At 63.3% G+C, this 11,898-nt stretch carries 8 protein-coding genes; all 8 read left to right on the top strand.

Translation table 11 applies throughout. The features are described 5' to 3' along the window. Positions 1-4 precede the first annotated feature (4 nt). The 8 genes from tssJ (at position 5) to tssA (ending at position 11,859) form a co-directional block, all read left to right on the top strand. Positions 5-727 (top strand): type VI secretion system lipoprotein TssJ, encoded by a 723-nt coding sequence (gene tssJ / locus FPB55_RS11040; protein WP_125854813.1) that lies wholly within the window; start codon positions 5-7, stop codon positions 725-727. Next, positions 724-2,067, top strand: coding sequence for a type VI secretion system baseplate subunit TssK (gene tssK / locus FPB55_RS11035; RefSeq protein WP_009686737.1), 1,344 nt, complete (start codon positions 724-726; stop codon positions 2,065-2,067). Before tssJ ends, tssK begins: the two co-directional genes overlap by 4 nt. Then, positions 2,064-2,780 carry a type IVB secretion system protein IcmH/DotU gene (gene icmH, locus FPB55_RS11030; protein ID WP_009686736.1) on the top strand — a complete coding sequence of 239 codons (717 nt, stop codon included), beginning with the start codon at positions 2,064-2,066 and terminating at the stop codon, positions 2,778-2,780. Before tssK ends, icmH begins: the two co-directional genes overlap by 4 nt. A gap of 30 nt (positions 2,781-2,810) precedes the next feature. Beyond that, positions 2,811-6,611, top strand: a complete 3,801-nt coding sequence (locus FPB55_RS11025; protein WP_125854809.1) for a type VI secretion protein IcmF/TssM N-terminal domain-containing protein — start codon at positions 2,811-2,813, stop codon at positions 6,609-6,611. Beyond that, positions 6,608-7,516 (top strand): type VI secretion system-associated protein TagF, encoded by a 909-nt coding sequence (tagF, locus tag FPB55_RS11020; RefSeq protein ID WP_029887854.1) that lies wholly within the window; start codon positions 6,608-6,610, stop codon positions 7,514-7,516. Before FPB55_RS11025 ends, tagF begins: the two co-directional genes overlap by 4 nt. Beyond that, positions 7,513-10,005 carry a type VI secretion system membrane subunit TssM gene (gene tssM, locus FPB55_RS11015; protein ID WP_144188146.1) on the top strand — a complete coding sequence of 831 codons (2,493 nt, stop codon included), beginning with the start codon at positions 7,513-7,515 and terminating at the stop codon, positions 10,003-10,005. The genes tagF and tssM overlap by 4 nt, the downstream gene beginning before the upstream one ends. A 143-nt stretch (positions 10,006-10,148) precedes the next feature. Continuing rightward, positions 10,149-10,667, top strand: coding sequence for a type VI secretion system tube protein Hcp (locus tag FPB55_RS11010; protein WP_029887856.1), 519 nt, complete (start codon positions 10,149-10,151; stop codon positions 10,665-10,667). A 94-nt stretch (positions 10,668-10,761) separates the two neighbouring features. Further along, positions 10,762-11,859, top strand: coding sequence for a type VI secretion system protein TssA (tssA, locus tag FPB55_RS11005; protein ID WP_115294039.1), 1,098 nt, complete (start codon positions 10,762-10,764; stop codon positions 11,857-11,859). Positions 11,860-11,898: the final 39 nt, after the last annotated feature.

Raw genomic sequence — 11,898 nt, 5'->3', positions numbered from 1 at the left:
CGTCATGTACCACAAGCACACTGCCCTCAAACGCTTGACTGCCCTTGCCCTGCTGTTGGCAATGGCCGGCTGCGGGGTTACCGACCGCATCGGCAAGCGCATGGAAGACAGCTGGGCGGCCGACATGCTGGCCGACAGCGAAAAAGTCATTCTGACCTCTGATGGCGGCAACCAGCTCAACCCGGATGCCGACGGCAAACCGCTGTCGGTGGTGATGCGCGTGTACCAGCTGACCGACCTCGAGCGCTTCGCCGCCAGCGATGCCGGAACCCTGTGGGCTACCCCGCAGAAAGCCCTGGGCAACACCCTGGTGGAGGCACGCGAGATCACCCTGCTACCGGGCATCGGCCAGATCGACCAATGGCCGCTGGCCAAGAGCGCCCGGTATGTCGGCGTGGCAGCGTTTTTCCGCGACGAGCAGGATGCCCGCTGGAAAGTCGCCTTCGACGCCGACTCGCTGCGCAAGGACGGGATCTGGTTCTCATCGGACGGCCTGCGCGTGCTGGTGGACAAGACCGAGATCCATGCCATGCGCGGTGTGGACGTATTGAACAAGCCGCCGACCGCCGAGCAGCAGGCCGCCGCCGAGCGCGCCAGGCAAGCCGCGCCTGGCCTCACCGACAAAGTGCAGGACGCCGCGCTGGACAAGGCCAGCGATATGGCTGGCAAATCAGCACAAAACGCCGTCGACAATTCCTTCAACTCTTTCGTGGATAGCGTCAAATGAGCAAGCAGAGCCGGGTGATGTGGTCGGAAGGCATGTTCCTGCTGCCCCAGCACTTTCAGTATCAGGACGAGTTTCACCAACACCAGTTGGCCGAAGCGACCCTGCGCAGCACCCCCTTCCACTGGGGTGTACAGGCGCTGCAAGTGGACGAGGACGCCCTGAGCAACGGCTCGCTGCAACTCAAGCGCCTTAAGCTGGTTTTCCCCGATGGCAGCCTGTACGACGCGCCGCAGCACGACCCACTGCCGGCCGCGCGTGACCTCAAAGACCTGCTCAAGGCCAACGACCTCAAGGTGTACGCTGCCCTGAAGCTGCCCGAGCCGTTCGGCCTCAACTACGTCGAAGACGGCCAGGAACACAAGGCAGCGCGGCGCTATCGCAAACAGTTCGACACCCTGCCCGACCTCAACGAAGGCGAACTGGAGAACGAGATCACCAGCCTGCGCCTGAACGTCGTGCTGCTGGTCGATGGCGATAGCCTCGATGGCTATAGCTACTGCCCACTGGCCAAGCTGACCCGCAACAGCATGGGCGGTTTCAATCTGGACCCGCATTTCGTCCACCCTACCCTGCACCTGGGTTGCCACGAAACCCTGGCCGGCATTGGCAAGCGCCTGCTCGGCGCCTTGCAGGCCAAAAGCAAGGCACTGTCTGGCCGGCGCCGCGAACGCGCCGACCAGATCGCCGAGTTCGGCTCCAGCGACGTCACCTTGTTCTGGCTGCTGAACACCGTCAACCGGGCGCACCCGCAACTGGCCCACCTGCTGGCCCACCCACGCCTGCACCCAGAGCGCCTGTACCTGTTCCTTGCCGACCTTGCCGGTGGCCTGCTGACCTTCACCCTCGACACTCAACTGGCCGACATCCCCGAGTACGACCACCACGACCCCGCCGCATCGCTGGTCAAGCTGGACGAGATGATCAGGGTGATGCTGGACAACGTCGTGCCCAACCAGTGCATCGTCATCAACCTCACCCAGACCAAACCGTCGTATTGGCAAGGGCAGTTGCACGACCCGCGCCTGGTCGAGGCCGACTTCTACGTGTCGGTCCATGCCGACATGCCCGGTGCCAGCTTGCTGGAACTGGTGCCGCGGGCCTTCAAGATCGGCTCGCCCGAAGACATCGAGGTGGTGGTCAACAGTGCCATGCCCGGCGTTACCCTCAACCACGCCGCGCGGCTCCCCAACGCGATCCCGGTGCGCCTGGACAACCAGTACTTCGCCATCGAGCCGCATGGCCAGGTGTATGAGCGAATGATGAACGCCCAGACCATCTGCTTCTACGCGCCCAGCGCCTTTACCAACCTCAAGCTTGAACTGATGGCGGTGCTCAAATGACCGAAGCCGTACTGCAACAGGGCGCTACCATGCCCACCCCTGCCAAACCGTCGCTCAAGGACCTGGTGCAAGACTTCATCAGCATGGCGCTGATCGTGCGCCGTGGCCGCCAGGTCACTTCGGTGCAGGCCTTCGAAGGAAGTGTCGAACGCTTCTTCGCCAACCTTGAACGTGACGCCCGTGCCGCCAACTACAGCGCCGAACAGGTCAAGGATACCCAGTACGCGCTTTGCGCATTCCTGGATGAAAGCGTGTTGCGCGCTGGCGACAACGCGTTGCGCCAGCACTTCGAGCTGCAACCCTTGCAGTTCCGCTATTTCGGCGTGCACCTGGCGGGTGAAGGCTTTTTCGAAAAGGTCGAGGCTCTGCGGGGCGATGTCAAACAGAACCTCGATGTGCTCGAGGTTTATCACCTGTGCCTGGCGCTTGGCTTCGAGGGCAAGTTCAGCCTTGGCCAGAAAGACCAGCTGCGTTACCTGGCCAACACTCTCGGCCAGGACATCGCCCGCTACCGCAAGGCACCCAAGGCCTTGTCACCGGACTGGGCACTGCCGGACCAGGTGTCGCAGATGCTGCGCCACGAAGTGCCGCTGTGGGTGTACCTGGCGCTGATCGCGCTGGTTTGCGTCGCCGTGTACCTGACCCTTGACTGGTTGCTGGACAAGGACGTCGCCGCCCTCTCCGAACAAATCCGCCAGCTGTTCAGTGCCTGAGTGCACCTCAGGTAGCCGAGTCAGGAAGACATGAAAACATTACTGCGCCTCTTGAAAAGTTTCTGGGTTCTGCTGCTACTGCTGTGGCTGGGGAGCCTGTTGGTCTGTTGGCTGGTGTCGCCGCTGCTGCCGTGGCTGCAGCAGCACCTGCCCGAAGCCCTGGCCATCATCAGCGCCTGCTTCCTGCTGGCCGTCGTGCTGCGCCAGTACCAGCGTATTCGTGCCGAGCACAACCTGGAGAACCTGCTGCAGATCGAAGTCGACCGCTCGTGGAATGCCACCGGCGAGTTCCGTGACCAGCAGGTACTGCGCGAGCGCCTCAAGCATGCCATCAGCATGCTGCGCACCGACCGCTCCGCCGGCGGCGGTGGCAAATCGGCGCTGTCCGACCTGCCCTGGTACCTGGTGGTCGGCATGTCGGCGGCAGGCAAGACTTCGCTGCTGACCCACTCCGGCCTGTCAGCCAGTATCGCCACCGCCAACGACAGCGAAAGTGGCACCCAGCACTGCGACTGGTATTTCAGCCCCGACGCGGTGATGATCGACACCGCCGGCCGTTACCTGCGTGACGACCAGTCGGCAAGCGAGTTTTCGGCGTTCCTGCGCATGCTGCGCAAGCAGCGCGGCAAGGCAGCGATCAATGGCCTGGTGCTCGTGGTCAGCCTGCCCGAACTGCTGGCCGCCAACAGCGAAGAGCGTGATGCCCTGGCAGCGCAGCTGGTAGCCCGGGTGGAAGAATACGCCCAGTGCCTCGACACCAACCCACCGCTCTACCTGATGCTCAGCAAGACCGACCAGTTGCCGGGCTTCAGCCAGGCTTTCGATGGCCTGGACTTGCACCAACGCCAGCAACCGCTGGGCATGACCTTCGCGTTGTCGGAAATCCGCAATCAAGGCCTGCAGGCCGTGCTGCAAGCGCGCCTGGGCAACCTGCACAGCCACATTCGCCAGCACGTCGACGCACAAGTGATCGCCTTGGGCGCTGCAGCCGACAGCACGCTGCTGAACTTCCCGCAATACTTCGCCGCGCTGGGCGGTGTGCTCGAGCAGTTCCTCGGGCACTTCACCCACGGCCAGCGCAGCGGCGCCCCACTGATGCTGCGCGGCCTGTACTTCACCAGCGCCCTGCAGACCGGGCAACAACTGGGGCACGTGTACGAAGACGCCATCGCCGACGAATTCGCCTTGCAGGCGGCCGAGGATGGCCAGGCCGAACAGGCTGGCACGACAACGGGCAACCGCAGCTACTTCATTACCGACACCTTCCGCCGGGTCATTTTCCCCGACCGTGACCTCAGCCTGTATCACTCGCGCCAAGGCCGCCAGGCGGGGCTCAGCCCGCTGCTGCTGGGCCTTGCCGTTGCCGCCGGCGTGCTGCTTGTCAGCTGGCAGGCAGTGTCGTTCGTCAACAACCGCCAATGGCTGGACAATCTGCGCCTGCAGCTGGCGCAGATAGGCCAGGCCGAAGACAGCCAGCAGCAGTTGGCCGCGGGCAAAGGCCTGCAAGTGCTGCGCGAGCAGATGGCCACTGTCGAGTCGCATCGCACACAAGGCGTGCCGCTGCGCCTCAGCGCCGGCCTGTACCACGGTGAGGCGGTTGACCAGGTGACCCGCAGCGCGTATCTGGCGCAATTGCGCAGCCAGGCCCTGGAACCGATCGCCCGTAGCCTGCAAGTGCAAATGCGCGCGTTCAATACCTTCGCCGCGGGTATCAACCAGTCACTGGAGTTCACCCCGGCCCCGCCGAAAAAGCGCAACGCCAAGCCATTGGCCCCAGCGGTTGCAGCCAAAGCGCAGGCCGCGCTGGCCAACACCCGCGCAGGCGCCCATGCGGCCAAGGTCAACCTGGCCACAGCCAGCGATGCCGCCGAGCTGTCCGCGACCACCGGTGGCCTGTCGTTGTCCGAAGAGATGCTGGGGCGCCTCGACGAGCAGCAAGTCGCCTCGATCATCGATGCCTACAACACGCTCAAACTGTACCTGCTGCTGACGGCACCCGATGCCCACCCAGACCCGGCCTTCATTGCCGCAAGCCTGCCACAGGCCTGGGCCGCGGCGGCCGGCGAAGGCACCCCCGCCAGCGCCGACGTGATCGCCGCAAACACTCCGCTGTACGTGCAGTTGCTGGAACAGGGCCAGGCGCCCTCACTGCCACGCAACGACCAACTGATCAACGAAACCCGGCAGAACCTCAAGTCGTTCATGATTTCCAGTTCGCTGGTCGATCGCGAATACCTGCGCCTGCAACTCGAATCCAGCCGCCAATTCCCGGCACTGAGCCTCAACGACCTTGTGCCTCAACCTGGGCGCGCACTGCTGTACGGGTCGGCCGGGGTACCTGCGATCTATACCCGCCAAGGCTGGGATACGTTCGTCAAGCCTGAACTGATCAAGCTGGTATCGAGCAACTTGCGCAACGAGTCCGACTGGGTACTGGACGGCGACGGCGGCGATGCCCTGGTGCAGAAGGCCAACTTCGTGCGCGAATTCATGAGCCGCTACAAGCGCGATTACACCCAAGCCTGGTACAAGATGGTCAGTAGCGTGGGCGTGCGCCACTTCGCCGACCTGGCATCGGCGACCCAGCAGTTGGGGCTTTTGAGCGACGTTCAGCACTCTCCCGTAAAGAACCTGCTGCAAGCTGTGAACGACAATACCCAGTGGGACCTGCCGGTCAAACGCGAAGTACCGTCGGCCGGCACTGGTCGTGATGACGGTTTCTGGAGCAAGGTTACCGGGCTGTTCGACGCCAACGACAGCCTGCCTGCCAACGTAGCCCCGGCCCTGCCGGCGGTGGACGATGGCAGCCTCGCCAAGCGCTTCGAACCGGTTGCCCGTGTATTCGCCCAGAACAACGCCGAAGGCGCCGACAGCACCATCATGGACCGCTATCTGGCGGCGCTGCGCAAGCTCAAGGTCCGCATGAACAACATCCAGCGGTCGCAGGATGTCGGCAAAAGCAGCAAGCAGCTGATCAGCGAAACCCTGGAAGGCCAGCCAAGCGAGGTCACCACGGTACGCAATTACGTGGAAACCAGCGTCGACACCAGCCAGGACAGCCTGTCGCGTTCGCTGCAAGGCTTGTTCAACCTGCCGATCCAGTACGCCTGGGCGACCTTGCGTGACCCGGCCGGCCAGCAGATCGCCAAAGCCTGGGCGCAGCAGATCGCCAAGCCCTGGCAGCAGGTCATGGCGCACCGCTACCCGATTGCCGGTGGTAGCCGCAACGAAGCCTCGGTCAAAGACCTGCAACGTTTCGTAGACCCTGACTCGGGGCTGCTGCCGGCCTTCAAACGCAACGAAATCGGCAACCTCGCCGGCGGCGAAGGCCTGGGCGTGGGTGATGGCAAGGCACCGGCGTTGGTCAACCCTGGCATGCTCAACAGCATCGACCGGGCCAGTTCGGTAGGCCAGGTGATCGCCAGCCTGTCAGACCGCGACAACGGCTTTGAAATCATGCTGGAGCCCTCGGCCAACTTCACCGACATCGTGTTCACCCTCGATGGGCAGGAACAGCACTACCGCAACGGCCGCAGCAGCTGGAGCCGCTTCGCCTGGCCAGGCACCAGCAACGCCCCGGGCGCTCGCCTGGATGTGGTCACGCTCAGTGGCGCACGGGTAACGGTGTTCGACTTCCCTGGGCGTTGGGGCCTGCTGCGCATGAACGAAAGCGCCCGCGTCGACGACCTCGACGGCATCCAGCAGCGCTTCAGCTGGAACACCGCCAATGGCCGAGTGAGCCTGGTGGTGCGCAACTTCGGTGGGGTAAAACTGACCGACCTGAGCCAGGTCAAGGCCCTAAGCGCACTCAACGACAGGAGTGCCCAATGATCGGCTGCTTCGGCAAACTGCCATCGAGCGCAGACTTCGTCAGCCTGCATGGCGCGGCGGAGGAAGTCTGCGAATTCGACAGTTGGCTGCAGACCTCGCTGGCGGCCATGCGCCACCGCGAAGACTGGCAGGCACTGTTCGATGGGTTGCCGATGTGCTTCTTCACCTACCGCGCACGCAATGGCAACTGGCTGCTGGGCGGGCTGTTGAGCTCGCGTGACGCCAGTAACCGGCGCTATCCGTTCTTCATCTACCAACTGCTCAAGGGCAAGGAAGGCATGGCCCTGGGCAACCCATTCACCTTGGGCGAGCTGTTCTGCGCGCAGATAAAGCCTTTGCTGCACCAGGCCGTGCAAGGTGCCGACGGCACCCGCCTGTTCGAACGGGTCAAGGCCTTGCGCCCCCTGCAAGCCCAGGACCTGGACCTGTTCCGCCGGGTGCACGCCAAGTTCCTGCGTGACTTCAGCTTCACCGATATCGCGCGTGCACTGCACGGCTCCTGGCCAGGTTTCGACAGCGCCGCCGCTTTGACACGGCTGCGCGCATGCCGGCCGGCGCTGCACAGTGACTTCGAGGGTGGCATTGAGTTGCCCCTCCCCGCTGAGCGCGGTTTGAAAAACCCTACAGCCGATCTATGGCTGACTTGGCTGTGCCACATGAACGGGCAGCCAGATACGCCAGCCGTGAGCCTGCTGGCAGACGATTTCATGCACCCGCGCCTGTTCTGCTTCCCGTCACGCCACGCCAGCAGTGCCTATCGCCTGCTCTGCGGCTGTGCCGAAGCCCAGCAGCATCTGGCGCTACTGGGCCCTGCGGCATCGGCCCGCGGCCAACACGACTTCGATCTACCCCTTGAACGCGTTATCGAGCAATTCGTCGATGCGCTGGATGCGACGCCTGTATGAACAAGATCAAGTACTACTGCCTGCGTTACCAACCCTATCTGCTGGGGGTGGCGTTTTTCCTGGTGATCTTCCTGGTATGGGCGATCGGCAGCGCGTTGGGCTTCGCTTCGCTGCACAGCCTGTTGGCTGGCATCGGGGCTTTCCTGCTGCTGTCGGCGGGCTACGTCCTGCTGCTGTACCGTGGCGCCGGCCAGCATCACAACCTCGAAGGCTTGCTGCGCGACGACGCCGACCAGGCTGTACTCAATGCCACGCCGGCCGACCGCGAGGAGGTCAGCCTGTTGCGCGAGCGCCTGCTGCAGGGCATCGAGCGCCTGCACAAGAACACGCCACGCGGCACCTCTGCCAAAGACGCCCTGTACGCGCTGCCCTGGTACCTGGTGATCGGCCAGCCCGCCGCTGGCAAGAGCACCATGATCCTGCAGTCCGGCCTCAACTTCCCTTACGCCGAGCGCGAAGGTGCACGCGTCGCAGGGTTGGGTGGCACGCGCAACTGTGACTGGTTCTTCAGCTCTGAAGCGGTGCTGCTGGACACTGCCGGGCGCTACATGAACAGCCCGGAAGAGGCCGGCAAGTGGCGTGGCTTCCTGCAGTTGCTGCGCCAGCACCGGCAACGCTGCCCGCTCAACGGTCTGATCGTCAGTGTCAGCATCGCCGACGTTGTGCACGGCTCGGCCGAAGACCAGCAGCGGGTGGCCAAGCGTTTGCGCGAACGCATCCAGGAAAGCTGCGCCTTGCTGGAAGTGCGCCTGCCGATCTACCTGGTATTCACCAAGTGCGACCTGATACCCGGCTTCACCCCCTTCTATCGCCAGCTGGATGAGGCCGCGCGCGGCGAAGTGATGGGCAAGACCTTCGCGCACAAAGGCTACGAACAGGCGGACTGGGGCCAGCGTTTTGGCCAGGCGATGGACGACCTGACCCGCTACTGGCAGCAGGTTGCCAGCCAGCAACTGGTGCAGCAGGACATTCAGGTAACGCGGCAAAACGACGCCGCTTACCGCTTCCCGCTGGAGCTGGCCGCAATCAAGCCACGGCTGCAGGCGTTCGTCGACAGCCTGCTGCGGGCCAACCCCTACCAGAATGCCGAAATGCTGCGTGGCTTCTACTTCACTGCCGCCTTGCAGGCCGATGAAGCGCTGTGGGGCAGCCATGGCCAGCATGTTGCCGAGCGTTTTGCCCTGGAATACGGCGAAGGGGCGGTCAGCGCAGGCAGCCAGCCTGCGCCGCTGTTCATCAACAGCCTGTTCCGCAAGGTCATCATCCCCGACCAGCACCTGGTGGCGCTGTACACCAGCAACCACCGCGAGCGCCGGCGCAAGGCCGCCTGGGTGGCCTGTGCCAGCCTCGCCGGGTTGGTGCTGTGCAGCCTGTGGGGCTGGTCGTACCTGAACAACCGTGCGGTGCTGGGCAGCATCGCGAGCGAGCTGGCCGAGGCCAAGCGCCAGGACCAGGCTGCCGCTGGCCAGTACGCCGCCTGGCGCAGCCTGGACCGCCTGCGCTTCTGGGCCGCCCATTACTACCGGCAGCACCGTGAGCAGGGTGTACCGTTCAGCCTGCGTCTGGGCCTGTACCAGGGCCATCAGGTTGAGCCGCTGCTGCGCGACCGTTACTTCACCACCCTGCAGCAGGTGATGCTCAAGCCCACCGCAGACAACCTCACCCGCACGCTCTACCTGCTGACCACACTCAAGGTCTACCAACGCAATACCCGCGAATTGCAACCGGTGAGCGGCGTGGACAGTGTGGAGGCCGAAGCCCTGCCACATGACAACCGCGCCCAGTCGATCGCCGATTTCGGCAAGGCGACACTGGACACCTACGTGATGCTTTCGCCCGCACAGCGGGAGAAGGCCGACCCAGCGTTTCTCAAGGCGCACCTGCCCGACTACTGGTACCCGGCCATCGCTCGGCACACCGGCCACAGCCTGTCCGAGGCCAACCAGGGCAAGGGCGACCAGGACTACCTGTACGCCAGCCGGCAGATCACCTTCTATGCCGACCAGATCCGCGAAACGGATGTGCCGCGCATTCTCGACAACGCCTTCCTGATTTCTAGCTCGCGCAACTACATCGACAGCCTGCGTGCCCAGTCGCTACGCGCGATCGAGACCATCACGCTGGAATCGGACACCTTGTTCGCCTTTGGCCGGGCAGATTTCCAGAGCCTGAAAAGCGAGGGCCAGAACCAACTCAGTGCCATCGCCAGCAAACTGTTGAACACGCCCAATATCGGCAAGATCGTCATCTCCGGCCACGCCGACCAGCTCGGTGACAGCCAGAGCAACCTGCAGGTATCGAAACAACGGGCGCAAACCATTCGGACTTATCTGGTCGGCAAGGGCGTCCCAGCCGAACTGGTGGTGGCCCAAGGCGAAGGCAGCCGTAAACCGTTGGTCAACTGTGACATGCAACAGGCACGGGCCCAGTTGATCAAATGCCTGGAGCCCAACCGCCGGGTAGAAATCGAAGTGCGCGGGCTCAACTGAGCGCGCGCCGCACCAACCGGCTACCTGGGCTCACAGGAGGAGCACCGGGTGGCGGCACGCTACCTCTGCCGCCCTGTTGGCGAGGTGAAAAACCAAGGGTCGCATGAGCAACCCTTTACCAGTTGTTAATGGAGAGTTTCACAATGGCATTTGACGCGTATATCCAAATCGACGGCATCCCAGGCGAAGTACTGGACGAAAAGCACAAGGACTGGATCGAAGTGCTGGGCTACGAGTACGGCGCCACCCAGGCGACCTCGGCGACTGCCAGCTCCTCGGGCGGCGCGTCGTCCGAGCGTGTTGCCCTGAGCGACTTCAAGATCCGCAAATCGGTCGACAAGGCATCGGCCAAACTGTTCGAGCACTGCTGCACCGGCAAACACATTGCCAAGCTGAAGCTCAACGTCAACCGCGCCGGTGGTGACAAGGTCACCTACCTGACCATCGACATGGAAGAAGTCGTGGTGTCGTCGGTCAGGTTCGTTGCCGGTGGCAACCAGGCCGGTGAAGACAAGGCGGTCAGCGACCTGCCGATCGAAGAAATCACCTTCAACTTCGCCCGCATCAAAACCACCTACACCCAGCAGAACCGTACCGACGGCCAGGCCGGCGGCAACATCGTCGGTGGCTGGGACCGCACCGCGAACAAAGTCTTCGCCTGATTACCTGCATGCCCAGGGCCGCTTCAGCGGCCCATCCTTCACAGCGTGCCAGCCAGCCTGGCACGCTGTTCACTAGCCAGAACCTGAGTGCTTTATGCCTGACATTCTCAATGACCTCTCGCTGGCCGCACTGGTCGCACCCATCGAAGGTGGCAGTGGCGAAGACTTGAGCTTCTCTGCGTTGTTCGACCAGATCAAGGAGGCGCGCCGGGCTGACCCGGACTACCTGACCCAGGGCGACTGGCAAACCGATTTGAAAACCGCCGACTGGGAGCAGGTGATCAACTTGTCTGCCCAGGGCCTCGCCCAACACAGCAAGGACCTGATGCTGGCAGCCTGGCTCAGCGAAGGCCTGGCCCAGCGCGCGCACTTCGAAGGCATCACCTTCGGCCTGGAACTGACTGAACAGTTGCTGCAGGCGTTCTGGGAAAACTTGTACCCAACCCTCGAAGAGGGCCTTGACGAGCGGGCGGCCCGGTTGTCCTGGCTCAAGAGCACACTCACCGACATCGCCGGTGGCTTGCCCATCACCCAAGGGCAGAATTTTGGCGTGTTGCGTTACGACGAATCACGTCTTGTGGAAAACCTGGCCCTGCGCGACACCAAGGCCATGCAGACCGCATTGAACGAAGGCAAGATCAACGCCGAGATATTCCAGCGCTCGGTGGCGCTGTCCGACACCGAATACCTGCGCAACAAGGCGCTGCAGATCAACGACAGTCTGCAAGCCTGCAAACGCCTGCAGGCCACTGCGGAGCAACTGTTCGGCCACGAGGCACCGAGCTTTGCCAGCCTCGCCGACATGCTGACCCGGGCCAGCCAGCTGGCTGAAAAACTGCTGAAAGACCGTGGTGTCGAGCTGCAGCCGCCAGCCCCCGTGGTCGACGAACCCGAAGCCAGCGTCGCCCCCGTCGAACAGGCAGGTGAAGCCATGAACACTCCCGCCCAGCCCACTGCGCCTGCGCCCATGCGTACCACCCCGCTGACCCGGGACGAAGCCTTCAGCATGCTGGCCGGCATCGCTCAGTTTTTCAAACAGACTGAACCGCAAAGCCCGGTGCCGTATCTGATAGAACGTGCCATCAAGTGGGGCAACATGCCGCTGGAAGGCTGGCTGAGCGATGTGATCAAAGACAGCAATGTGGTGGACAACATTCGCGACGTACTTGGCACCCGCGAACCGAAACCCTGACCCACGTCAGCGACTATGCTGCTACCGTGAGCTTCCCGT

Origin of the sequence: Pseudomonas sp. BJP69, from assembly GCF_007633355.1 — a bacterium.
In the GTDB taxonomy this organism is placed as follows: Bacteria; Pseudomonadota; Gammaproteobacteria; order Pseudomonadales; family Pseudomonadaceae; genus Aquipseudomonas; species Aquipseudomonas juntendi.
This window is presented reverse-complemented; position numbering and strand designations above follow the sequence as displayed.

Coding starts and splice junctions, on each gene's coding strand:
- tssJ (WP_125854813.1), top strand. CDS start 5: ATGTACCACAAGCACACTGCCCTCAAACGCTTGACTGCCCTTGCCCTG.
- tssK (WP_009686737.1), top strand. CDS start 724: ATGAGCAAGCAGAGCCGGGTGATGTGGTCGGAAGGCATGTTCCTGCTG.
- icmH (WP_009686736.1), top strand. CDS start 2,064: ATGACCGAAGCCGTACTGCAACAGGGCGCTACCATGCCCACCCCTGCC.
- FPB55_RS11025 (WP_125854809.1), top strand. CDS start 2,811: ATGAAAACATTACTGCGCCTCTTGAAAAGTTTCTGGGTTCTGCTGCTA.
- tagF (WP_029887854.1), top strand. CDS start 6,608: ATGATCGGCTGCTTCGGCAAACTGCCATCGAGCGCAGACTTCGTCAGC.
- tssM (WP_144188146.1), top strand. CDS start 7,513: ATGAACAAGATCAAGTACTACTGCCTGCGTTACCAACCCTATCTGCTG.
- FPB55_RS11010 (WP_029887856.1), top strand. CDS start 10,149: ATGGCATTTGACGCGTATATCCAAATCGACGGCATCCCAGGCGAAGTA.
- tssA (WP_115294039.1), top strand. CDS start 10,762: ATGCCTGACATTCTCAATGACCTCTCGCTGGCCGCACTGGTCGCACCC.